Annotated in this window: 22 protein-coding genes; 6 read left to right on the top strand and 16 right to left on the bottom strand. The window is 44.6% G+C overall.

Annotation, left to right across the window (positions count from 1 at the left end; all coding sequences use genetic code 11):
• Positions 1 to 27: 27 nt before the first annotated feature.
• The 3 genes from QZ918_RS27565 to QZ918_RS27555 form a co-directional block, all read right to left on the bottom strand.
• On the bottom strand, positions 28 to 234 hold the full coding sequence (locus QZ918_RS27565; RefSeq protein WP_293340886.1) for a hypothetical protein: 207 nt from the start codon (positions 232 to 234) through the stop codon (positions 28 to 30).
• Positions 235 to 568: 334 nt separating this feature from the next.
• Positions 569 to 1,810: an LL-diaminopimelate aminotransferase gene (locus QZ918_RS27560; protein WP_293340883.1), complete on the bottom strand. Its 1,242-nt coding sequence runs from the start codon at positions 1,808 to 1,810 to the stop codon at positions 569 to 571.
• A 308-nt stretch (positions 1,811 to 2,118) separates the two neighbouring features.
• Positions 2,119 to 2,442: a thioredoxin family protein gene (locus QZ918_RS27555; RefSeq protein ID WP_293152104.1), complete on the bottom strand. Its 324-nt coding sequence runs from the start codon at positions 2,440 to 2,442 to the stop codon at positions 2,119 to 2,121.
• Between the two features lie 145 nt (positions 2,443 to 2,587).
• Here QZ918_RS27555 and QZ918_RS27550 point away from each other — a divergent pair, with 145 nt between their 5' ends.
• Positions 2,588 to 3,340, top strand: coding sequence for a lipoate--protein ligase family protein (locus QZ918_RS27550; protein WP_293340880.1), 753 nt, complete (start codon positions 2,588 to 2,590; stop codon positions 3,338 to 3,340).
• A 253-nt stretch (positions 3,341 to 3,593) separates the two neighbouring features.
• Here QZ918_RS27550 and QZ918_RS27545 read toward each other — a convergent pair whose 3' ends face one another.
• The 4 genes from QZ918_RS27545 to psaK form a co-directional block, all read right to left on the bottom strand.
• On the bottom strand, positions 3,594 to 4,379 hold the full coding sequence (locus tag QZ918_RS27545; protein WP_293340878.1) for a DUF928 domain-containing protein: 786 nt from the start codon (positions 4,377 to 4,379) through the stop codon (positions 3,594 to 3,596).
• Between the two features lie 47 nt (positions 4,380 to 4,426).
• Positions 4,427 to 6,385 carry a CHASE2 domain-containing protein gene (locus tag QZ918_RS27540; RefSeq protein ID WP_293340875.1) on the bottom strand — a complete coding sequence of 653 codons (1,959 nt, stop codon included), beginning with the start codon at positions 6,383 to 6,385 and terminating at the stop codon, positions 4,427 to 4,429.
• Between the two features lie 190 nt (positions 6,386 to 6,575).
• A complete protein-coding gene (locus tag QZ918_RS27535) occupies positions 6,576 to 7,772 on the bottom strand; it encodes a site-2 protease family protein (RefSeq protein WP_293340872.1) in 1,197 nt (398 codons plus the stop codon).
• 80 nt (positions 7,773 to 7,852) lie between these two features.
• Entirely contained in the window at positions 7,853 to 8,137 is a 285-nt protein-coding gene (psaK, locus tag QZ918_RS27530) for a photosystem I reaction center subunit PsaK (RefSeq protein WP_293340869.1), read from the bottom strand.
• A 134-nt stretch (positions 8,138 to 8,271) separates the two neighbouring features.
• Here psaK and QZ918_RS27525 point away from each other — a divergent pair, with 134 nt between their 5' ends.
• Entirely contained in the window at positions 8,272 to 8,922 is a 651-nt protein-coding gene (locus QZ918_RS27525; RefSeq protein WP_293340867.1) for a phosphoribosylanthranilate isomerase, read from the top strand.
• 219 nt (positions 8,923 to 9,141) lie between these two features.
• On the opposite strand, the gene QZ918_RS27520 is transcribed toward QZ918_RS27525, so the two are convergent.
• Positions 9,142 to 9,444, bottom strand: coding sequence for an acylphosphatase (locus tag QZ918_RS27520; protein WP_293340864.1), 303 nt, complete (start codon positions 9,442 to 9,444; stop codon positions 9,142 to 9,144).
• Between the two features lie 244 nt (positions 9,445 to 9,688).
• On the opposite strand from QZ918_RS27520, the gene QZ918_RS27515 reads away from it, so the two are divergent.
• Positions 9,689 to 10,240, top strand: a complete 552-nt coding sequence (locus QZ918_RS27515; protein ID WP_293340861.1) for a CPBP family glutamic-type intramembrane protease — start codon at positions 9,689 to 9,691, stop codon at positions 10,238 to 10,240.
• 12 nt (positions 10,241 to 10,252) lie between these two features.
• On the opposite strand, the gene QZ918_RS27510 is transcribed toward QZ918_RS27515, so the two are convergent.
• The gene (locus QZ918_RS27510) at positions 10,253 to 11,452 is read right to left on the bottom strand and encodes an RNA-guided endonuclease InsQ/TnpB family protein (protein ID WP_293340858.1); all 1,200 of its coding nucleotides are present in this window, start codon (positions 11,450 to 11,452) and stop codon (positions 10,253 to 10,255) included.
• Between the two features lie 249 nt (positions 11,453 to 11,701).
• On the opposite strand from QZ918_RS27510, the gene QZ918_RS27505 reads away from it, so the two are divergent.
• Positions 11,702 to 13,033, top strand: a complete 1,332-nt coding sequence (locus QZ918_RS27505) for a HEAT repeat domain-containing protein (protein WP_293340855.1) — start codon at positions 11,702 to 11,704, stop codon at positions 13,031 to 13,033.
• Between the two features lie 192 nt (positions 13,034 to 13,225).
• On the opposite strand, the gene QZ918_RS27500 is transcribed toward QZ918_RS27505, so the two are convergent.
• The gene (locus tag QZ918_RS27500; RefSeq protein WP_293340852.1) at positions 13,226 to 15,148 is read right to left on the bottom strand and encodes a BamA/TamA family outer membrane protein; all 1,923 of its coding nucleotides are present in this window, start codon (positions 15,146 to 15,148) and stop codon (positions 13,226 to 13,228) included.
• A gap of 172 nt (positions 15,149 to 15,320) precedes the next feature.
• Positions 15,321 to 15,521, bottom strand: a complete 201-nt coding sequence (locus QZ918_RS27495; protein ID WP_293155365.1) for a hypothetical protein — start codon at positions 15,519 to 15,521, stop codon at positions 15,321 to 15,323.
• A 383-nt stretch (positions 15,522 to 15,904) separates the two neighbouring features.
• Between QZ918_RS27495 and QZ918_RS27490 the strand changes: the two genes are divergently transcribed.
• Entirely contained in the window at positions 15,905 to 16,735 is an 831-nt protein-coding gene (locus QZ918_RS27490; RefSeq protein ID WP_293340849.1) for an alpha/beta fold hydrolase, read from the top strand.
• Positions 16,736 to 16,966: 231 nt separating this feature from the next.
• Positions 16,967 to 18,448: an ATP-binding protein gene (locus tag QZ918_RS27485; protein ID WP_293340846.1), complete on the top strand. Its 1,482-nt coding sequence runs from the start codon at positions 16,967 to 16,969 to the stop codon at positions 18,446 to 18,448.
• Here the strand turns inward: QZ918_RS27485 and QZ918_RS27480 are convergent.
• The 5 genes from QZ918_RS27480 to QZ918_RS27460 form a co-directional block, all read right to left on the bottom strand.
• Entirely contained in the window at positions 18,445 to 18,648 is a 204-nt protein-coding gene (locus QZ918_RS27480) for a hypothetical protein (protein WP_293340843.1), read from the bottom strand. The genes QZ918_RS27485 and QZ918_RS27480 overlap by 4 nt on opposite strands.
• Positions 18,649 to 18,773: 125 nt before the next feature.
• Positions 18,774 to 19,127, bottom strand: a complete 354-nt coding sequence (locus QZ918_RS27475) for a slr1659 superfamily regulator (protein ID WP_293155378.1) — start codon at positions 19,125 to 19,127, stop codon at positions 18,774 to 18,776.
• A 190-nt stretch (positions 19,128 to 19,317) separates the two neighbouring features.
• Positions 19,318 to 19,929, bottom strand: a complete 612-nt coding sequence (locus QZ918_RS27470; RefSeq protein ID WP_293340840.1) for a slr1658 family protein — start codon at positions 19,927 to 19,929, stop codon at positions 19,318 to 19,320.
• 31 nt (positions 19,930 to 19,960) lie between these two features.
• A complete protein-coding gene (locus QZ918_RS27465) occupies positions 19,961 to 20,740 on the bottom strand; it encodes an adenylate/guanylate cyclase domain-containing protein (RefSeq protein ID WP_293340837.1) in 780 nt (259 codons plus the stop codon).
• 177 nt (positions 20,741 to 20,917) lie between these two features.
• The gene (locus QZ918_RS27460; RefSeq protein ID WP_293340835.1) at positions 20,918 to 22,945 is read right to left on the bottom strand and encodes a SpoIIE family protein phosphatase; all 2,028 of its coding nucleotides are present in this window, start codon (positions 22,943 to 22,945) and stop codon (positions 20,918 to 20,920) included.
• Positions 22,946 to 23,190 lie beyond the last annotated feature (245 nt).

The raw sequence follows: 23,190 nt of genomic DNA, 5'->3' as shown, positions 1-23,190 counted from the left end.
TTGAGTAATGAATCGTCTGATTTTAATTTATACGCCAAACCCAGAGGCTTTCAACCAATTATTTCTGGTAACGAAGTTTTTTTGTGAAAAACCCGGTTTCTGATTAGGTGTGCCTAAGTTATAGCAGGTTGACAGTTGACAGTTGACAGTTGACAGTTGACAGTTGACAGCAACCTCTACCTGGAAGGAAGAGGATTTGAGTAATGAATCGTCTGATTTTAATTTATACGCCAAACCCAGAGGCTTTCAACCAATTATTTCTGGTAACGAAGTTTTTTTGTGAAAAACCCGGTTTCTGATTAGGTGTGCCTAAGTTATAGCAGTTTGAACTTATACCGATTCCCAGAAGTATGCCTACTTTTAAGAATTGGTAATTTTTCGTTTTTTTAATCTACTTATACTCAGGCTGCGGACTGAAGTCCGCACTACGAACGAATCTTACTGCGGTTAATTGAGTGAGCCGGCACGATATCATTCCATAAATCTTGGATTGATAAATCAACCGCAGATAAACGCAGATAATCTCAAGAGAGAGGAGTGCTTGAATGCAATCTTTTTAAGTGAGCAATTAATTGAGAAATTCCGCAATTTTTCTAACTGCTGCTTCCAAAATTTCAGGTGACTCAACTAAGGCAAATCGCACGTAGCCTTCTCCTGATTTCCCGAAACCGGCGCCGGGGGAAGCTGCGACTCCTGTACTCTGTACTAGCTGAGTGCAAAATTTCACCGAATCCGAGGCCCAAGGTGCTGGTAGTTTCGCCCAAACGTACATCGTGGCGGGGGGTACGGGCACTTCCCAGCCGATCGCCCTTAGGGCATTTACAAAGACATCCCGGCGTTTTTTGAAGGTTTCGACGCTGGTGGTGACGGTATCTTGGGGGCCCATTAATGCTGCGCTCGCTCCGTTCAAAATCCCTAGATATTGGTTGAAGTCTACGGCGGCTTTTACTTGTCGCAGGGCTGTAATTAGTTCGGGATTGCCGATCGCATATCCAACTCGAAAGCCTCCCATACTGTAGGATTTTGATAGGGTGAAAAACTCGATCGCCACACTCTTATCTCTATCCGCCTGAAAAATCGACGGCGCCATCAATTTACGAGAGGGCGGGCACGCACCATCCACCGCCCCTACAGAGGGCGGGCGCGCACCATCCACCGCCCCTAGGGAATCGTCAAACACCAAATCCACATAGGGGAAATCGTGAACTAAAACGAGCTCGTGTTGGCGACAAAAAGTAACTGCTTTCTCAAAAAATGCCAGCGGGGCGATCGCAGTTGTAGGATTGTGAGGATAGCTCAAAACCATCATCTTCGACTGAGCCAAGACGGGCATCGGAATATCTTCAAAGACTGGCAAAAACTGATTTTCTGCTAATATTGGCATCGGGTAAATTTGACCGCCCGCCAAATAGACACCGCCTGCGTGGGAAGGATAGCCCGGATCGAGCAGCAAAGCAAAATCTCCGGGGTTGAGTACAGCTAAAGGCATATGCGCGGTGCCTTCTTGGGAACCAATTAACGGCAGCACTTCTGTTTCTGGATTGACTGCAATCCCAAATTTTTGTTCGTACCAAGAAGCTGCTGCTTCCCGGAAAGAGCGGGTTCCGTTAAACAATAAATAGCCGTGGGTGCTAGGATCGGATAGGGAATTGGCGATCGCATCTGTAATGTGAGCAGCCGCAGGCAAATCGGAAGAACCCAGAGATAAGTCGATCGCATTTTGTCCGGCGGCTCTTGCTAGAGCTTTTGCCCGATCCATATCGGCAAAGACATTAAATTTTAGGGGTTGTAAACGTTTGGCAAATTGCATATGGGCTACCAGTATTTTTGTGAATTGTGAATTATATTATTTTTGCGATCGGTAAAATAACGATTATCAGGTTCGTAGTGAGGACTTCAGTCCTCTGACGGATGCGGACTGAAGTCCTCACTACGAACCTATTTTTTGATTTTTGTTTTGTCTAGGATTAAATATTATCAATTATTACCAATTTAGCGGGGACAATTTGTAGAGTGAGATTGAAGGATTCAGAGTTATAATTTATTAGTTATAAATTAATAAATTAACTTATAACTAAAATTATATAACTCAAATTTATACATTCAAAACTCAAAACTTTATAAATGACCGTCTAGTAAGCCGATCAATGTTTGTTTGGTAATTGCTCCTTCGTGGGAAAGGACTACTTCGGCATTTTTAAACAGTCTGAGTGCTGGAACTCCTTCTACTTTATACTGTTTGACAGTAACAGGATTGGGGTCAATTTCCATTTTAACCACTTTTAGGTCGCTGTAGTTGGCAGCCAGCCAGTCGATCGAGGGCGCGATGAGTTTGCAAGGCCCGCACCAAGATGCCCAAAAATAAGCAAGCACTGGTTGCTCTGCTTTCAGCACTTCTGTTTCAAATTTTTCGTCGTTAATGACAATTACACTGTTGCTCATGATTTTTCGATGATTTTTCCTGATTTTTTATAAAGCACGGGCGGGCGTTAAACTTGCACCAAATTAAAAGACAGGCACAAAAAACTGTTTCTAATTTTAAAACATCCTGCGAACTTATTGAGTATAAACTCGGGAATGGTGGCTCATGGCTAATTCTGTATGGCGTTTAATTCCGCTGCTGTCGGCGTCTGGTAGGGTGCAGATGGCGATCGACAAATGGCTGCTAGAAAAGCATCTAGCGGGGAAAAATCCGCCAACTCTGCGATTTTACACCTGGGTACCGGCGGCGATTTCCTTGGGCTACCACCAGCAGCGCTGGCCGGAATTTTGGCAGCAGCTATCTTGGGAGGGACAGCCTCTGGAGTTGGTGAGACGCCCCAGCGGTGGGCGCGCTGTACTCCACCAAGGAGATTTAACTTATGCAGTTGTGGCGTCGGGATTTGAGAGCAGCCGCCTGAAAGCTTATCACACTATATGCGAGTTTTTGATTGAAGGTTGGCGGGCGATCGGTGTGGATTTGCACTACGGGGAAGCTGGGCGGGGTTACATTCACAATCCGAATTGTTTTGGTACGGCGACGGGTGCCGATTTGGTGACTGTTGATGGCTGCAAGTTAATTGGTAGCGCACAATTGCGCCGTGGTGATGCTATTTTGCAGCATGGTTCGATGCGTTTGCAGCCGGATATTGGTTTGTTTACTCAGGTTTTTGGGGAGGAATTAATTCCTGTGAAATCACCTCTATCTGAAGGGGGAGATGATTTGATTGCAACTGTAATTGATGCTTTGAGTGCGGCGGCTTGTCGATGTTTTGATATTGATTTGGAGGTGCGGCCGCTTTCGGAGGAGGAATGGGAGGATATTTGGGAATTGACTCAAGAAAAATCTATTTGTAGATAGCTGAAAGAATTCTCTAGAATTTAATCTGTAATCTCCTACAGGTCGATGCCGTGAAATTGTCGATTTTTTTGAGGGATTGTTGGTGGCGACGCACCCTACGAATACTGTTACTAACAGGGCTGAAGCCCAACAACGTCCGCGAATCTTTTGGGAACAGCCAAGATGGCCGTTCCACAAAAGATTTTTGGTATCATGCTTGTGGGGTGGGCGATCTTGGCAACACCCAAAAAGTTAAATTTAAATGCTTTACAGCTTATGGTTTTGGCTCAGTTTGCACTTGGACGATCGGCTGTTTGGCAATTTTGGTCAATTTCACTGCATCTAGCAAGCTTTCCCAATCAGCATCCAGCATTGTATCCGAAGGGCGATCGCGACGAGCAGCAGCTAAATTGCTCAGAGCATCTTGCCAAATCCCATTTTCAGCATAAATCGCTGTTTTTCGGCGCGGATCTGCCTTTTCTAATTCACTGCGGATATCTGTACTGAGTTCAACTCGCCGTACAGTACCAATTTCCAGCAGATCGGCAGATCTGTCTTCAGCCTCGCAAATCACTGTAAAATTCCAAGTGTATTTTTTGCCTACTTCCAACGGAGGCACATTGTTGTTAGCAGGGATACTAACGCCGATTACTCCTGATAAATTGGCAACTTTGAGAGTCTGTTTATAAATCTGGTTGCCGCTTGGATCTAGTAGGATAAATTCGGCTGATTCCGCCTTTGTTGGAGGCAAGTAGAAAAAGAATGTTGGATATTCGGAAACAGTCCGTGCGATTTTATTTTCAGGGACTAAGCCTGTGAGATTTATGGGATTAAGCCCGCTGTTGCGACAGTTACCGCGCGTCTGTCTGCCCGCTCGGGGGGGCGATTGCTCCACATCTTCACGGGGCTGAGCGAAGCGCGGCCCTCCCGGTACAGTATTGCGCGGCTGGCCCACATTATCTGGCGTTGGCTGTCCCAGACTTGCAAATTGGCAAGCATTAAATGCTCCTATCAACAATATGGAACTAAAGGCGAGGGATTTTAGTGTAAATTTAGTCATTTTTTTTCTAGGATTTGCATGATGTTTGCAAGATATCTTGTCTATTTTTACTTGGACGATCTTTCTCCTCCCAAGACGCGATAGACATTAACTTTTTGCTCCCTGCCTTTTAAAGGTAAAGCTCCCCAAGATTCTACCTCAAATTTTCCTTGAATGTGCACTAAGGTTTCTTCGGCAATTAAAATGCGGCAGGTGTCCTCTTGCCGATGTTTTTCACAGCTTTCCAGGCGAGAAGCGATATTGACACTATCACCGATTACTCCATATTCTAAACGGGTTTTGCCTCCCAAACTGCCCACCATTATCGGCCCTGTAAAAATTCCGACTCGCATTTTTGCCGACGGCAAACCGCGATCGATCCAACTTTGATTCAGGGCTGGTAACCACGCACTTATAGCTAGGGCGCAAGATACCGCAAGGCGAGCATCTTCGGCAATTTCTTCGAGAGTTGTGCGGGGGATAGGAACACCAAATACAGCCAGCATTCCATCTCCGGTAAATTTATTAATCACCCCTTGATGTTTTTGCACTTCCTCGGCCATTGCTGATAAATATTCATTTAACCAAGGCATTACTACTTCTGGGGATAATTTTTCGGAAATAGTGCTAAAACCCTGCAAGTCAGTCACGATCATTGTAGCAGTTAGTCTTTGCCCCGGCAATAGGCCCGACTGGAGGAGATGGACGCGCTCTTTCCACAGGGCATTGGCGATCGCCGGTGAGGTTTGCTGTCCTAATAATTTCATCACAATTTCTTGCTGCTGCTTTGACTGCTGGTACTTGTATGTGATGATAACTGCTGGGGAGATCAAAAATGCTAGTGTCGGTGAGGCCAGTGATATCCACCCCAGTTGAGTAAATAGAAAAAATGTGAATCCCCATAATATGCCACCAAGGGCGATCGCGCTGACTATGAAATTGAACGTATTTTCTAGCCGCCAAGCTAAACAGCCGCCAACCGCTCCCCAAACAGCTATCCAGAGCATTTCTTGCCATTCATCCCAAAACCAAAATAGATTTTTGCCATCTAAAGCTGCGTTAACAATTTGGCTAGTTGCCGCTGCATGAATAAAGACCCCCGGCATCATGCGGTTGTCGCTAGCAGTGGCGCTGTAAGGGGTAGAAAAGACATCTTTTGTAGTTGGGGCTGTAACCCCGATTATCACTATTTTACCCTTCACCAATTCGGAGTCTAGTTTTCCCTCCAAAACTTGAGTGAGTGTCACGGTTTTTGCGGTATTTTCAGGAGAGCGGTAATTGAGCAAGATTTGATAGCCCCCAGTGTCAATTGTCTGATAGCCTCCTGAGTCCGATCGCAGTCGCGAAAAAACTGTGTTTCCTGCTTTTATTTCTTGATCTTTTGTGAGTGTTGCAGGAATTTTTTTACTGTCAATATATTTGAAAGCCAGCCGAAGCGCAAATGAGCTGAGAGTCGATTGTCCGTTGGAACGATAGATCAAGCTCCGGCGAATTATGCCGTCTGGATCGATTACTAAATCGTTAAATGCTACCCGTGCTTTGGGTATGTTGGGAGGTGGTAGAGCGCGATCGTACTCTGATTTGCCGATGAAAGTAATCGGGATGACTTTGGGGTTTGTGAATTGAGCTGCCAATTCTGCGTTTCCTGGTTCGTAGGGGATATCGCGGATTATATCGAGACCAATAGCGACGGGTTCGAGACGCGCTATGGAGGCGATCGCACGAGCTAAAACTCCATCAGAGATTGGCCATTTCTTAAAACTATGAATGTCCTGTTCTGTGACTGTCACTACCAGCAACCTCGGGTCAGGGCCTGCATCGGGGCGCCACTGTACCATCAGGTCAAAAGCCTTCAATTCCAAGGGCTGCAACCAACCTAAATGTCGCACTCCTAAGAGAGTTCCTGTCACGACAATGCAGGTGATGGCAAGAGGTTGTAAATCAGCGAAGGGTAAGGAAAAACTTAACTTTTTCCAACTCCAACGTTTCTCTCCCAATTGATGAAATATCTTAAAAAAATTGGGCATAAGAATTTTTGTTTTAACCATCTTGGACAAAAAAGTGTGCTATATTAGGTGGTCATAATTAACAGAACAATACCGTGGGTCATAAGTTCCTGACAGCAAGGAAATTAGCTTTTTAGGTTGAGTTTATTTATGCACGCCTATTTACACCTGAAATTGTGACTAATCTGGATTATTGATGCCCCATTTTAAATTAATTTTCTTGTACGGTTTTAGCGATCGCACTTAAATGCAATCCCTGGGGATAACTGTTTTCTTCTTTGCTGCGCTTGATTTCGTCTTCGGAAATCTTGGGTTTGAGGTATTTTGCCATAACTTTCATCACGTCGCCCCGATCGATCGTCCCTACGACTGCACCAATGGACGAAAGGACGAGGATTCGCGGGAGTTGGCGGGCTTCCATGCTGTTAATTACTTCTGCAATGGATGCTTTTTCGGAAACTGTGGGGGTTTTTTCCAGGGGTTGCAAAATGTTGTGCAAAGTCTGAATTTGCCACTGACTGCGCTCCGTGCAGCGGATATCGTCGATCGACGCTAAGCCCAAATCCCGCCCGTTGGTCGCAGCGATGTAAAATGGAAACGGATTGACTTCTAGCAAATAGCGATCGGCAAATTCTCGCAAACTCAAATTTGCATCGACAACTCGAAACTCGCGGCTCATTGCATCGGCAGCCTTAGTTTTGAGCAGCGCTTCTTGCAACGAAGTAAAGCGACTGTAGTCACTGGCATTCCGAATCGCAAACCCGCCGATCAGCGCAATCCACAAACCGCCGTACTGGCGCGCTAACAAACATAAACTGACACCGAAAGCAACAGCCAACCAACCCAAAACTTGTCCTGTTTTTGCTGCCCAACGCACGCCGACAAATCGAGAACCAGTGATTTTCCAAATTGCTGCTTTTAAAACTTGTCCTCCGTCCAAAGGCAACCCAGGAATTAAGTTAAATAATCCCAAAACTAGATTGATTACTGCTACTTTTTCTGTAATAATTGATAGCAAACTTGTCGGAGGGAAAACTTGAGAACCCAAACCGAGGATTAAAAACAGCGCAAAGCTGACTAGAGGCCCAGCAATAGCTACTTGAAAAGCTTGACCCGGAGTTTTTGATTCAGAGTCGATCGAAGCTACTCCGCCAAATAAGAATAGAGTAATAGAATTAACTTTAATGCCTTGGGACATCGACGCCAAGCTGTGCCCTAATTCGTGCAACAGCACGGAAGCAAATAGTAGCAAAGCTATTGCGAACCCGGCACTCCAGGAGAGCGCGGATCCCCACAATCGGTAACTGCTGGCGTATTCGCGGGTTGCTAGGGCTAAAATTATAAACCACGAATAATCTATGAGTAGCGGGATGCCAAATAAAGAGCCGATTCGCCAACCTGTCTGCATGAAAGTTTCCTGGGAAAGGAGAGCAAGAATAAATGTCTATTATATCTTTTATGACTCTTGCCTTTCCCGAACCGTGATTTTTAAAGCACTCCGGCGTTACCCAAGCCCAAGATTACTCCTGCCCCGAGCAAGTGGCCCAAGCTGGTTGTGGCCAGCAATTCTGGGATGCCGAAGCCTTTGAACATTCCAGGGACTGCAACGGGTAAAGCTGGGCCCTTGCCTCGGTTTTGTTTGTTGATGCCGTAGTAGCCGATCGCGATCGCCAGCAAGTTGCATATAATCATTGTCAGTCCTACCATTGGCGACCATTCCGGTGTTGAGGGAGTCGTAGCTTGTACGGCTAACAGCAAGGATGAGTTAATCATGTTTGTATGTTCCTGATTTCACAGATTATTTGATTTAGAAGATTATAAAAATTATTTTGCATTAAACTAAGATTTGTTTTAATAGTTAACAATTCGTTTATATTTTGATACAAATTCAGCATGGAGGAAAAAGAGTGCGGGTAAAAATTTGCGGAATCACTAAATTAGACCAGGGAATGGCGATCGCCCGTTTGGGAGCTCAAGCTTTGGGGTTTATCTGCGTGCCTGCTTCCCCGCGCTATGTCAGCCCGCAAACCATTCGCCTGATTGTCGAACAGTTGCCGGAAAATGTCGATCGCATCGGCGTATTTGCCAATACCACAATAGAAAATATCTGTCAAGTAACAGCAGATTCAAATTTAAGCGGGGTGCAATTGCACGGAGATGAAACAGCGGAATATTGCGATCGGCTGCGCGAGTTTTTGCCGGGAATTGAAATTATCAAAGCTTTGAGAGTTAAGAGTCATGAAACGTTAGCTGCTGCTGCAATTTATGCCCTGCGCGTCGATACTTTATTGTTAGATGCTTACCATCCGGCTCAACTTGGCGGTACTGGCAAAACTATAGATTGGATGATGTTAGCAGAGTTTAAACCAGCTTGTCCTTGGTTGCTGGCGGGCGGCTTAACGCCGGATAATGTTTTAAATGCGATCGATCGCGCGATCGGCAACAAATTCAGCGGTGTTGACCTTTCGAGCGGCGTAGAAATAGCGCCGGGAGATAAAGATTTGACCAAAGTTGCTCAGTTATTTGCAAATTTAAGTCAATTTGCCGATCGTGAATAATTCGCAATACAAAATCAGTGCTTAAGCTGTCGAGCATTTAAACCACTAACTATTTACGTAGGGTGCGTCAGCTACAACACTGACTATCATGGGAAATACCTTAAAACTGACGCACCCTACAATACCATTTTAAATGCTCAACAGCTTATCCAATTAATACTTTTGTTAGGGCGCGCCGAGGAAATGCAAGTTTAGTGGCGGTTAAAACCGCCGTTTGTGCTATTTATTTTTTGATCGGCGGAGTTCAAAAGTGCGATCGCCCTCCGGTTCTTCATCTGCCACAACTAACTCACTAACCGCAGCACCCGTCGGGCCGCGGCGACACCAGTCAATCATCGTTTCAACAGCTTGTTTATTACCTTCAAAGACAGCCTCGACGCGGCCGTCGGCGAGATTTCTCACCCAGCCTCCAAGGCGCAGATACTTCGCCTGATTCATCGTGGAATATCGGTAGCCGACTCCTTGAACTAACCCGGAAACAAAAACGCGGACTCTGACAGGCGGCGGTGATTGATTTTCCATAAAGACGTCAACTTACTGCTAATATCATGTCCAGTCGATGACAATCAGAAAAAAGGTTCGTAGTGTGGACTTCAGTCCGCAAAGGTTCGTAGTGTGGACTTTAGTCCGCAAATGTTCGTAGTGTGGACTTCAGTCCGCAGCCAGAAAGCGGACTTTCCGGCGCACGCGCGATCCTTACTTATTTCTGTCAATCGAACCGACATGATATAACATTTGTTTAAAAATTTTAATTATAAATTTGATTATGTTAAATTTTAGTGCGATCGCACTGTTCGACTTGCTAGCACGCCGCCTCACCCACGCTTTTTCAACTATTCCCGATTTCACCGATTGGCTGGTGGTAGCTCTGCTGGTGCTAGTTTATAGCGCGATCGCACTTCCCATCGGTTTTTCGTCCGGATTTCTGAAAGTAGACGTGCAAACCTCCCAGCCAATAATTGCCGGAGTGCTCGCCGGCTGTTTGTTAAGCCCGGGGCTGACTGAAGAAGTTTTTTTCCGCGTGTTAATGCTGCCGCACCCTTTCGAGAATGCTTCTGGGCTGATGCTGTGGTTTTGGGGATGCTCCAGTTTGCTGCTGTTTGTAGTTTACCACCCGCTCAACGCGCTGACTTTTTATCCTGTAGGTCGATCGACCTTTATGAATCCCGTGTTTTTGCTACTGGCGGCTGTTTTGGGCGTAGCGTGCTCCATCGCATACCTGCAAAGCGGTTCCATCTGGCCTGCGGTGGTGATTCACTGGCTGGGAGTGACAGTCTGGCTGCTGCTCTTGGGCGGTTACAGGAAGCTGTATGGGTGAATTACCCAACTCTCACCTTGCGGTAGAGAGTGGGCTTCCAGCTTCGACCGCAACAGCATCCGAGAGAACCGAGATTCTTCCGGGTTGACTTACATTGCGTCCACTGGCAGTAGCGCTGATTCCCAACGCCAAAAACCGCAAGCCTTCGTCTCTAATGTTTAGCGCTGCGTTGATATCTCTATCATTCACAGAATCACACTTAGGACATTTCCATTGGCGTATTTTCAAATTCATTTTAGAAACTTTGAACAAGCAATGGTTACAAGTTTTGGAGCTAGGAAAGAATCGGTCAATCTCTAAATAGACCTTGCCTTCTGCCTCGGCTTTATACTTAAGCATTGTTCCAAACATGGACCAGCCAGCATCATAGATAGCTTTGGCTAGGCAATGGTTTCTTACCATTCCTTTGATATTTAGATCTTCTACTACAATTACTTGGTTTTCGTTGACTATCTTGCGGGATAGCTTGTGCAGAAAATCCTCACGCACTCTTTTGATTTTAGAATTCACCTTGGCTACTAACTTCCGGGCTTTATTCCGTCGGTTACTGCCTTTGACTTTTCGGTTTAGCTTCTGTTGCTTGCGCTTCAGATTTTTACGATGTTTAGCGGTTGCTCTAGGATGCTTATACTTAGAGCCATCAGACGTTACCAAGAAATCAGTTAGCCCAACATCTAAGCCAATTGCTTTTCCTTCGATATTAGCATCTGGAGTGCCAATTTTATCATCAACAAGTACCGATGCAAAATACGAACCATCTCGGTTTTGGGATACCGTTACAGTTTTGATCGTGCCATCATACTGGCGATGAATCTTGGCTTTGACTTCACCAATAATCGGAAATTTTATAGTGTCCTCCAGAATTTTCACATTCTGGGGATAGGTGACAGATTGCCTGTTGTGCTTGGATTTGAAGCTAGGAAACCCACCACGTTTCTCAAAGAAGTTTTTGTAAGCAGTTGATAGATTCAGTGCTACTACTTGCAAGCTTTGTGAGTATGCCCCATCTTTCAACCAAGGGTATTCCTTCTTGAGCGCTGGTAGCATACCTTGGATAGCCAATCTGCTCAATCCCTTACCAGTTTCCTTGTAGGTTACTTGGCTCTTATTCAAACTATAGTTCCAAAACCATCGACAACAACCAAAAGCACCAGCAAAATACTGTTGCTGGTGGGCGCTTGGATAGATTCGGAACTTGTAAGCTTTCAGCATTTATCGGCTATCGGTGTTTCTGATAAAAGATTAACACAAGGATTTTGCGGTTGTCAATAAGTTGGCTTGTTTTCTCATCCAGCCTCAAACCTCAAACGCTGCGCGTTATGCGACTCGGCTGTAATCGTCAACTCGCTCGCCTTCGATCCCGACGCTCACGGATTGTACAGGTAGAGCGCGGGACTTCCCGGGTGTATGGTTAAATTGTAAAAAGTCCAGCATCACTATATTGTCCGGAGGAGCTCAGTTGTGGAAATCATAGGAGCGATCGTAGGTTTTTTGGCGGGGATAGCAGCGGCTTACTGGTTAGTGGAAAAGCGGTTGCACAAGCAAAAGCAAGAACACTTGCTGCAAACTCGCAGAATAGCTCAGGATATAGAACTAGCTCAGATATCTCGAATGCAACAAACTACCGAATCTCCACACCAAGAAGGAGAAGATCGGTTGAGAAAGGCTACTGTTGAACACGAAAATTTACTCAGACAAGTTACAGCTCAATACGAAAATCAGATTCAACAAGTTGCGACTCAATACGAAAATCGACTCCAACAAGTTTTAGCAGAACGCGATCGGCTCCAACAAGTTGGAGGCTCCCACGAGCAGCAGATCCGACAAGTCACCCAGGAATTAGAAGCCGCTTACAATGCTAAGCTTCAGGAAAACATACAATCTTTGCAAGCCGAACACGAACGTCATATACTCACACTTTCTGACGAATTGCATGACAGTTATCAAGCTCAGATGGATGAACATTTTCAAAACCTGCAAAAACAACACGAAATTCAATTGAGACAAGCTGCCTCGCAATATGGGAACAGCGAAGTTGACATACAATCAACGACGGAGGCTTTGCAACAGCAATACGAGAGTCAGTTGCAAGCCGCTCACGAGCAGTTTCAAGCTCGCGAAGCTCAGATGCTAGCTACTATCAGGTCTTTGCAAGAGCAATACGAGAGTAATGTACAACAACAAGAAATCCCGGAGCAACAGTTCAGTCAGTTAAATCCAACAGAATTTACATCGGATTTACCACAACAGGAAGTTTGGCAAGAAGACCCATATAATCAATTCAATCAACCAGAGTTCAATCAACCAGAGTTCAATCAACCAGAAGTTGAACAAGAGTTAAATTACACAGGATTTTCCGAACCACAATCAATTGATTTAGAACAACTCGAAATCAGACAAACGCTTGAATCTCCCAGACAAACACCAAACTACTCATCGGTGGCGCAGTTGATGGGATGCGTTCAAAGTCAGGACACAGAAACTCGCAAATTTGCAGCGTCTGCTTTAGGTAAAATGGGTGCGGCTAATGCTTTGAGAACCGACGGTCAGCGAGCCATAGAAACCTTGGGTAAATTAGCTCAAGATTTCAACCCGGAAGTGCGCGAAGCTGCTGTGGAAGCACTAGCAATGATTAAGTCTGAAAAAGTGATTCCGCTCTTGCAAAGAGCTTTGCGAGATACAGATAGCGGTGTGGCAAAATCGGCAAGTGCGGCGCTCAATAAGTTTAAGTTTTACCCGCGCACTCCGGCGGTGAAACCGAAACTGATGGATATCAAGAAACCAAAGCGTTAAGCAGTTACGAGCCTAAATATAGCAATTTTCAATTGCCTAAAACAAATTAGGTACGTAGTTGCGCTTCAGCGCTCTTCATAAATATCAGGAAAGAGCGCCCAAGCGCAACTACGTACCTTTGTACCTTTATCGTCAACTGTCAACGAAGAGGGCGGGCCCGCACCATCCACCGCCCCTACAATTATCAACTATTTAAAATCGCTGTTTTGTACCGAGTACAAATTTGATGTCCCCGTCATCGCTGACACCCATATCCAAGCGAATTAATCCCAAGGACGATCGCACTCTGACACCCAAACCAACACCAGCCCCAGTCCCCGGTTTATCCCTGACTACCGCCGGTTTTCCCAACACGCTGTCACCCGTTCCCAAATCCGACGCAAAATCAACAAATATCACGCCACCCACATCCCTACCAACCGGAAACCGATACTCGCCGGAAGCCAAAAAATAACTCCGCCCGCTGCCAATTTCTCCGCCGTCGTAACCCCGCACAGAATTGCGGCCGCCCAGGCGAAACGCTTCCGTCGGTGGCAAATCTCCAATTACCGTCCCCCCTTGCACGTTAAAAGCCAACATTTCTGGCAAAGCTTCCGACTCGCTGATGCCCAGCAAAGTTACTGGTATATATTGTATATAATTTGCTAACAGTCGGTTGCTCGCAATGTTGCCGCGTCCGAGAGGTATCGACTGTTCTGTACTGAGGCTGAGAATCGAGCCGCTGGTTGGGTTGAATGGATTGTTTCGCCGATCGAGCGTAGCGCCAAAAGAAACAGTATACAATTCGTCAACACCCGCACCGCTGAATGTGAGAGGATTGCCGAGTACGTCCCGGCGGGCAAGATTTAAATTGCGATCGCGCGTGCTGATATTGGTATAATTCAGTGCCAAAGTTCCCCGCCAATCGCCCAAAGGTCGCGTCACAGCCAGATTTCCGCCGATCCGAATTTCTCGAACTCGATCGCCGTTTGCCAAATTAAGATCCTTGTCAAAAATTTCCGAGATTCTGCGATCGCCAAAAGCTCTCACACTGTATCCCAAACGGTCATCCGCCGCCACGTAAGGACTCACAAACTGCACATCGTACTCCACACCTCGGAGACTGGGCTGAATTTCCAGCGACAGCCGCTGCCCGTTTGTCCCGAAAGTGCGATCGACATAGGAAAGAGGAACAGCCACACCAACATCATCACTCAAAGTGACACTCGCCCCAACAGAACGAGCCGATCGCTCTTGGACATTGTAAATTACATTAATATCCGTCCCAACTTCTTCAGTAGAAACCGTCACCTTGTCAAACAATCCCAACTGCTGCAACTGCTGCAAATCCGATCGCACAACTTGCTGGCTGTAATTATCCCCCGCCTTAAGTTTGAGCTCGCCTCGGATAAAATCTTCCGAAGTTCTCCCCTTAATCGGATTTCCTTTTTTATCAACAGCTTCGCCTTGGGAATTAACAAAGCGAATTTTCACCTCCGCAACGTAAACGCCCTCAACATTTCTCCCTTGACTGATTGGTATATTGCAGCCTAGCTGTTGCGCGTTGCCGTTGACTGCTTCCGGGATTTCGGCTTTGGTGGCGATCGTCCCCGCAGTTGCTAACAGAGATGTAAAATCTTTATGGCGATCGGACTTGAGTGAGGGCGCTTCCCTACCCGATAGCTGCGCCGCACCTGCGAGCTCATCGGATTTTGGTAAATCCTCCGCAGTTAGACTCACCTCATCCGATTGGTAACTATTTAAGACTGGAACCGATAACAAATGTCGCTGGTTGTCCAGTCTCGATCCCCCTAAATCCCCCTTAATAAGGGGGACTTTGAGAATATCTGTTGTCCCCCCCCCATTGAGGGAGACTTGGAGAATATCTCTTGTCCCCCCCTTATTAAGGGGGGTTAGGGGGGATCGAGACTCGGCTACAAACAAGAGAGACGGTGGGTTTGACGTTAATTCATCGCCAATTACCTCATCCTCATCCCTCTGAACCCTCTGCGACTCTGTCGCTCCTTCTCTCAACTCTACCTCAGTCGGTACCACAGTTCGATCGATCGCCCGTCCCGCCAATTCCCCACCAGCCACCGCCGCCAAACTCAAAAATGCAATAATCGGAATTCGCATAAACATAAAACTTAAAGCATACTCAACGCATATTACTCAAAATCGGTTCTCCTGCGTATTTATTCCCCAACAAGAAACCCGGTATTTTTGAAGATACCGGGTTTCTGAGATGATTAAACTTGGGGAAAGATCGATCGCGGGCGATCGTACAATTGGGAAACCAAAAAATTCTTTAAAGAGATTGCCGAGAAACACGCTTCTCAAAATGAGCCTGAGTCTGCTGCAACAGTTGTTCGCGACTGTCCTTAGCAGTGGTAATAGTAGGGAGCAAATTTCTAGCTTGTAAAGTCATGTGAAGCTGTAGGTGTGCTACGTACTCACTGACATCTTCGCGCAGGGAGCAAGCCGGGTAACGTTTTAAAGTAGAGTTCAAAGTTTTCTCCTGCTTAGAGTTTGCAGTATTTTTGAAATAATAATAGAGACTATCACGCTCTATTTCTAATTGTGTACTCTGTAATGAAGTTTAACCTATGGACTGCTGTTTTGTTACAATTGTTTACGAGTATTGCTTTAAAGAAGTAAATCCACCTCATTAAAAGTAAAATGTCGATCGCCAAAAAGCTTACTGTGTATATATTCTTCCTTCTCCGTCAATAACAAAAGCCATCTTCCCTCTTCCGACTTTCATCGGACTTCCATCCGTTACATCCGTTACATCCGTTACATCCGTTACATCCGTTACATCCGTTACATCCGTTACATCCGTTACACAATCCGTTGCCGAACTTCCTTCTACCTATCAGGAGTCGATCGCCCATGCAGTCTCAAGCAGCAGTAGCACACAAGCACACATTAACTACATTTGTCAATAACCACAGCCAAACAGCCACCTACCTCGACATTGGCACTGGCCCATGCTTATTGCTGCTGCACGGTTTTTTCGGAGAAAAAACTTGCTGGCTACCCTTAATTGAATTATTGCAATCTCAATTTCGGTGCATCAGTTTAGATATGTTAGGTTTTGGAGAATCCAGCAAACCACAAATCCAATACGACGTAGCTGTAGAAGTTGCCTTTGTGCGGCAAGTTGTACAACAACTAAACATCGAACCATGCGGCATCATCGGGCATTCTTTTGGCGGCTGGGTAGCATCTGCATACGCCCTAAAATATCCCAAATCTGTCAGCAGTTTAGTGTTAGCAGCACCTGCGGGAATCCGGGACGACAGTTTTTGCGGTCAGTACGATGCTTTGCGACCCTTGCTGTGGCAAACGCCCGCCGTTGATTGGGCCTTGCAGCTAGCAAAACCTTTTGCTAGATTAGCGGGGAAAAGTGAGAAATTGCAAGAAATTTCCGGGTGGCGCAGGGAGCTAATGTATCAACCAGTAGCCAGGTCATTTTTAATGAGCCGGATGCGGCCAGAAGACGCCGTTGACACAGTAGAAAAAGAAATTCACAAATTGCAAATTCCTACCTTAGTCATAGCAGCAGATAGAGACGAAACAATTCCTCTATGGCACTGTCAAACCTACGCCAACGAGATACCGAGAGCTGAGTTAGCAATTATCCCTAATGCGACTCACGGGTTGCCGCAAACTCAAGCTCAAATCATGGCAAAGTTGATCGGTAAATTTTTGGATAATTAAGAAAACCTTTACAATAAGCAAAATGCTAAAAGATATGATAGAGCACCTTCGAGGGTTAGGAAGCTCTGAATAGCTTTTTCCCAATGCAGTTGATTGCTTATTCTTGTTATTTTTCCTTATTTTTCCTTCTTTATTTTGCTACAAGCAACCAATAAAAAATAATTGTATTAAAGTATACTACTTTAATAGTAAAAAGAGCATATATTGCTTAGTGTATTGTACATTTTTTTTATGGTTATACAATCTTGTGTCAGCACGAGCTACAAACATTTAGTGGATTCTGGAGTATTACGAATGGCGGCACTGAGAAACTACTTTAATCTGGAAGAAATTACGACAGCCAGAAAAGTTAGTGCTGCGGTAATTAACATCAGCGGCCGCCAGCGAATGCTTTCCCAGCGATCGGCATTTTTTTGCATGAGGTTAGTTGCCTCTGGGAATGCGGCAGAAAGAGCCAAACTGCGCGGGAATTTGTTAGAAGCGATCGAGCTTATGGAAAAATCTCACCACGATTTAATTCATACTGACAGCAGCATCAACTTGGCGAGTCCCCCTTCACCCACCGTCAAAGCGATGTATTTTGAGGCGCCGCTGTATCTAGACAAGCAACTGCGCGAATATATCGATCGCATAAAAGCATTAGTGCAAGTTCCCGACACCGAACTCAGGCAGGAAAATCCCCATCTACAGTACATTATCGAAGCTGCCGGTGGCGAATTGTTAACAGCTTTCGATGCCGTCGTGAGTCAGTACCAGCAAGAAAGCGAAATCGAACAATTTGAAATCGACCTCAAACAGGTTGAACTCTATCAAGAAAGCTGTGCAGCCACCTCCAAAGCCGAAGCTCAAGCAGCCCAAATCGATCGCGCACTTCGCGAACTCAAGCAAACTCAAGCTCAACTCCTCCACAGCGAAAAAATGTCTTCCCTGGGAGCCCTAATGGCAAGTATCGTCCACGAAATTAATAACCCAGTTAGTTTTATTTACGGCAACTTGAGCCATGCCGAAATTTATACCCAAGATTTACTGAACCTGCTGCGTCTATATCAAGAACACTATCCCAACCCCTGTTCCGAAATAAAAAATCAAATCCAAGACATCGATCTCGAATTTCTAGTTGAAGACTTACCTAAAGTTATGTCTTCCATGCACATGGGTTCCGATCGCATTCGCGAAATAGTCAAATCCATGGGCAGCTTTTCGCGAACAGATAACACTAACATGAACCTGTGCGATTTGCACGACAGTATTGACAGCACCATCCTAATTTTGCGTAACCGTCTCAATGCTAAAAAAGACCGTCGCGAGATTCAAATAGTTAAAAATTATGAAAAATTGCCTGGTGTAGAGTGTTATGCCGGACAACTAAATCAAGTATTTATGAATCTAATTAGTAACGCGATCGATGCTTTGGACGAGGCAGCAAAAAATCGGCCCGATCCAGCCCTAAAAATTTCGATACGCACAGAACTCGCTGGGCTAGATCGCGTCAGAGTCAGGATTTCTGACACGGGATCGGGAATGACAGCAGAGGTAAAAAAACGAATGTTCGAGCAGTTTTTTACCACCAAGGCGATCGGTAAAGGTACTGGTTTAGGATTATCTATTGTCTACAAAATCCTAGTAGAAAATCACCGAGGAACGCTCAGGTGCGAGTCCGAACCGGGGAAGGGAACCGAGTTTATCATTGAACTGCCAGTACAACAAACTTAAACAGTTGATAAGCATCCAAATTTATATGTATAAATTGTGACGAGGGCATCCCGCTTGTATAAATAATTGTGCTTAAAAATTACCAGAAAGAATTGGTTGAAAGCCTGCACCCCGGGAGAAATTAAAATCAGACTATTCATTACCCGAAATAATTGGTTGAAAGCCCCAATCCCGGGAGAAATTAAAATCAGACTATTCATTACTCCAATCCTCTTCCTTCTTTTGTCAACTGTCAACTGTCAACCGTCAACTGTTAACTGTTAACTGTTAACTGTTAACTGTTAACTGTTAACTGTTAACTGTCAACTGTCAACTGAAACATCACCTACTCCAATTGTAACTTCAAAGTTGGCAATAGCTTTTCTAGATTCTTGAGAGATTTCTGTTGCCAAGGAACATCTTGTGAACCCACTACCAAAAGTTGAATCGTTTTCTTTTTCCGTACACTAATCACAAACTTAGACAGCATATTAATACCAGAACTATTAACAAAATCCAATTTTGTTAGGTTCAAGGTAATAGTAGGCGGTTCAGGATTAGCTACCTCATCTAATAGATCGACGATTGGCTTATAATCTGGCGCTCCATCTAAGCTGAGTTCGCCTTGGAAACAGACTGTCACCGATTTTGGATCGTATTGAATACAGTAGTCTTGACCTTTGATTTCGTGAATATCCATTGTTTTGTCGTTTCCTGAGTGAATTATTGTCGGACAAAAGAGCCAGTCGATTTTCCATTTTTCGATTTGAGATTGACTCCACAGATCAATTGAGGAGGTTCAACTTCGGTCTAAAATTTGGGGTTAACCACTGAGCAGTGTCGGGGGCTTGTATCCATTTGTGAATTCGTCAATCTTGAAAAAAATGAAACTAAACGCTAATTTGAACGATTGTCGTAATAGCTAGCATATTGGAACCATCAGACATCCTCTCAAATTTCCAACCAATCTTAGCTGAATAGTCATTAATCATCGTCAGCAATCCCAGTCCCGATGTTTCACTTTCAGATTCAGCATTCTTTTCAAGCTGCTGTAAATATAGTTCATCAGAGTCGGAATTAAACAGTTCTGCAATGAATTCCTGCAATTTATTCGCCGCTGGTTGCTGCACGTAGTTAGTGGCAAAAATTACGGCAGTCACATCAGATTCTCCTATAAAGTGTATCCCAAACCTTACCTTATGATTGCAATTATCATCAGTAAACTTGATGGCATTTTCTAATAGTTCATTGGCAATGTAGCTCACAGCTCCCTTACTTTGTTTGATCCGTTTCTTGCTGCTAGCATCCTGCTCGTCCACCGGGAGAAAGCTGGACAAATAATCGGCAACAAAATGAGCCGATACCCTATTGTTGCGCCAGCGCTGCTTGATCGGGCGAGAACTTGGCGTAAATGTAAGTTCTAGGGAGTCGTGTTCCGGTGGAAACTGGTCGATGAATTCTCCAAAGACTTGAATCATAGTTTGTAAACTTCCAAATGTCATTATTTTTATGCCTCCTGTTAATATGTCAATGTCACTTCTGGGTAAATTTCCAGACGCCATTCCAGTTAGCGGGAAGACTATTTTTTAACAATTCTTGGATGCGTCTTAGGTAAATTTGCCTGGGTTTGTCAGCAGGATTTAGCTCTACTATATGTTCAAAACAATCTTGGGCATTAGCAAAATTTCCCTGACAATATTGTTCTAGACCTTCGTCAAAAATAGGCAAAGTTTGAATCTTGAGCGATCGCACAGGTTCTACTTCAACATCTAACACCTCACAAACAGTAATGGCTTCTTGTCTACCTTTGACAATTGCCCGATCCAAAAATCGAATATGATACTTTTGGGGTTGACTCAAACGTTTTACCACAGCTTCTGAAATTAATAAAGATACCCCATAATACTTAGTTAAACTTTCCAGGCGAGCCGTGAGATTGACACGATCGAACAGCGCATCAGCTTGCATCCGATTGGCATCTCCAATAATTGCAACCATCGTATCACCGACATGGATACCAATGCCAATATTCAGCGGTATCTCCCCATTTATTTTACGGCTTTGATTTAATTTTTTCAACTGTTCAACCTTCATAATTCCCGCCTGAATAGCATCATCAACGCCGTCGGGAAAAACTGCCATCAGTCCATCTCCCATATACTTGACAATAAAACCGTTGTGCTTGCGAATTTCGGGACTAATTTGCTGTAAGTATGTATTGATGAAATTGAAGTTTTCTTGAGGAGTCATTTGCTCCGCCATCGTTGTAAACGAACGCAAATCCGAAAACATGATTGCCATTTCTTTGTTCACGCAATCTCCAAGCTGGAAATCTACAATGCTTTGCTTTCCCAGAAAACGGATTTTTTTTCGCTCGATCGCTGTTTATGACTATAACTTACAGTGGAAAATCTCTAAATCCGGATTTTGCTTCGATGCTTCAATACTAAATGAAACAGCGATATGATAAACCTGGCCGATGACCGTCAATCATAAATTATGCACAATATTTCCCTGTTGCTTCAATACTAGCAAAGTAATGTCATCAAATACCTTTTGCGCTCCAATGAATTTTCGCAAATCATCGATCGCAGCTTGCTTGATTTGTTCGGCGCTCAAATGCCAGTTTTGAGAAACCACAGCACAGAGTCTTTCCATGCCGTAGAATTGTTTGTCGATATTTCTAGCTTCTGGGATGCCATCAGTGTAAAGCACGACACCATCCCCCGGCTCTAAATCTACTAAAAGATGACCGATCCAATCTGAAATATCCTCATGTAAGCCTATGGGAAATCCTAAATCCATCATGTCAATGCGTTCAATCTTACCACCTTTTCGGACTACGAGAGTTTCCTCATGTTGACCGCTAATACTAATTCTGCTGTCTGCGTAATTGAGGAGAGCTAGCGTCAGGTTTTTGTCCGAGTTCATCCGCTGAATATTTTTATAAATAGTGCGGTTCAGGGTATCTAAAAAGCGCACGGGGTCAAGTTCTTTAACTTCCTTGAGAGTCCGAACAGCCGTTTGAGTCATCACCATCAAAATACCACTTTCTAGTCCGTGTCCGGTGACATCACCAATGCAGAGCGTTACCACCCCGTCATTAAAAAGTACGTCGTAGTAATCGCCACCAACTTCATCGGCTGCTTCCATAAATCCTGCAATATCTAACTCTGTAATTGCTGCTAATTCCGCTGGCTTTGGTAGAATTAACTGCTGCATTTGTTTTAGGAGATCGAGTTCTGCACTCATGCGAACATTTTCGTTTTTGAGGCGCTGGTTGAGGGCAGAAATTGCTTGATTAGCTCGAACAAGTTCGGCAGTACGTTCTTCTACTTTATCTTCTAGAGTTTGATAGAGCAGAGCATTTTCAATGGAGATGGCAGCTTGGGAAGATAGGATTTTTAATACTTCTAATCTGTCAGCAGTAAATGCACCTGTGGCGAGACTGTTTTCTAAGTACAGAATGCCGATCGCTTGACCTTTGTTAACAATGGGAGTACACAATACAGATTTAGGTTGGTGCTGAATAATGTAGGGATCTGCTGCAAAGATATTTTCTACAGCAATATCGTTAATTACCAAGGTTTCTCTGGTATGCCAGACGTAGTTAATGGCTGTGATGGGAAGATCTTGGCTTTGAGAAACTGGAATATTTGGCAAAGAGCAGTGTTTGTCTACACATTTAGCAACAATCAATAATTTACTATCCCTTTCTAAGATTAGAGAGCCTTTGGATGCGCCTGCATTTTCGATCAGGATTCGGATTAAGGTTGATAGCAGTTCCTCGACGTTGATTTCTCCCGATATGGCTTGAGAAGCTTTAATTACTGTTTCTAGATCGAGAAAATTGGAAACATTTTGGCTGCTGGAAGTAATCTCTGCTACAATTGTTTCTGCAATTGTCTCTCCTGTATAAAAAGTGTTGTCTTGTTGGAGAATGGGGCCGAGTAATTGGGAATATTTTTGTTGTAGATCGTGGACTTTGGCCTGGGAACCCCAGCGAGCGTAAGCGTAGTAAGCGTCAGTTAGATAGACGCGGGCAATTTTATCTTTGCCTAATTGCAGGTAGAATTTAGCTGTAAGTTCGCTGAAGAGTGCTTCTTCTTGAAGGTATTTGTTTTCTTTGGCGGTGGCAATGGCGCGATCGTACAAATCGATGGCTTCGAGCCTGTTTCCCAATACTCGTGCTATTTCTGCTGCTACTAAGTCGTACTTGTGTTGGTAATTCATGGGTGCGTGGAATGCCCAGGTTTGCATTTTTTCCTGATTGGCTCTCACTTGGCTCAAATATTGCGATCGCGCGATCGGTTCAGCATCGGGATACATCGCCAGCAGGGCTAGGGAATGGTAAAAGTTGTGCTGCGGTACCATCATCAGCGAACCGACACCAACGACATATTGCTCTGCTAGCTGGGCATTTTCCACGGCACTTTCGATTTCGCCAAACAAATAATTGACAACCAATTTAGCAAAATAAACTCCAAAGAGCGAAGATACATTATTTGCTGATAGCAAAACTGGCAGCAGTTCATCTTCATTAAAACTCTCACCAACTAACCGACATTTGTCCTCAGCTAATCCTTGTAAATTTAATGTTAGCTGCCGCCATATCTTGGTATAATAAGTCTGATATTAGTAGGTCGGCGCAAAAAAACCGAACTATGTTAAGATAAGTAAACAAAGAGAATATATCTGCTGAGGTAAGTCAATATATGGGCGCTAGATTAAGGGTATTCCTGACTCAACAGCAAGACAAAACT

The organism is Microcoleus sp. CAWBG58 (assembly GCF_020883045.1).
Taxonomy (GTDB): Bacteria; Cyanobacteriota; Cyanobacteriia; order Cyanobacteriales; family Microcoleaceae; genus Microcoleus.
This window is presented reverse-complemented; position numbering and strand designations above follow the sequence as displayed.

Excerpts from the sequence above, each read along its gene's own strand:
- QZ918_RS27470 (WP_293340840.1), bottom strand. The coding sequence starts at position 19,929 with ATGACATTTGGAAGTTTACAAACTATGATTCAAGTCTTTGGAGAATTC.
- QZ918_RS27510 (WP_293340858.1), bottom strand. The coding sequence starts at position 11,452 with ATGCTGAAAGCTTACAAGTTCCGAATCTATCCAAGCGCCCACCAGCAA.
- QZ918_RS27475 (WP_293155378.1), bottom strand. The coding sequence starts at position 19,127 with ATGGATATTCACGAAATCAAAGGTCAAGACTACTGTATTCAATACGAT.
- QZ918_RS27480 (WP_293340843.1), bottom strand. The coding sequence starts at position 18,648 with ATGAATAGTCTGATTTTAATTTCTCCCGGGATTGGGGCTTTCAACCAA.
- QZ918_RS27500 (WP_293340852.1), bottom strand. The coding sequence starts at position 15,148 with ATGCGAATTCCGATTATTGCATTTTTGAGTTTGGCGGCGGTGGCTGGT.
- QZ918_RS27535 (WP_293340872.1), bottom strand. The coding sequence starts at position 7,772 with ATGCAGACAGGTTGGCGAATCGGCTCTTTATTTGGCATCCCGCTACTC.
- QZ918_RS27550 (WP_293340880.1), top strand. The coding sequence starts at position 2,588 with ATGGCTAATTCTGTATGGCGTTTAATTCCGCTGCTGTCGGCGTCTGGT.
- QZ918_RS27515 (WP_293340861.1), top strand. The coding sequence starts at position 9,689 with ATGTTAAATTTTAGTGCGATCGCACTGTTCGACTTGCTAGCACGCCGC.
- QZ918_RS27485 (WP_293340846.1), top strand. The coding sequence starts at position 16,967 with ATGGTTATACAATCTTGTGTCAGCACGAGCTACAAACATTTAGTGGAT.
- psaK (WP_293340869.1), bottom strand. The coding sequence starts at position 8,137 with ATGATTAACTCATCCTTGCTGTTAGCCGTACAAGCTACGACTCCCTCA.
- QZ918_RS27540 (WP_293340875.1), bottom strand. The coding sequence starts at position 6,385 with ATGCCCAATTTTTTTAAGATATTTCATCAATTGGGAGAGAAACGTTGG.
- QZ918_RS27555 (WP_293152104.1), bottom strand. The coding sequence starts at position 2,442 with ATGAGCAACAGTGTAATTGTCATTAACGACGAAAAATTTGAAACAGAA.
- QZ918_RS27560 (WP_293340883.1), bottom strand. The coding sequence starts at position 1,810 with ATGCAATTTGCCAAACGTTTACAACCCCTAAAATTTAATGTCTTTGCC.
- QZ918_RS27490 (WP_293340849.1), top strand. The coding sequence starts at position 15,905 with ATGCAGTCTCAAGCAGCAGTAGCACACAAGCACACATTAACTACATTT.
- QZ918_RS27520 (WP_293340864.1), bottom strand. The coding sequence starts at position 9,444 with ATGGAAAATCAATCACCGCCGCCTGTCAGAGTCCGCGTTTTTGTTTCC.
- QZ918_RS27545 (WP_293340878.1), bottom strand. The coding sequence starts at position 4,379 with ATGACTAAATTTACACTAAAATCCCTCGCCTTTAGTTCCATATTGTTG.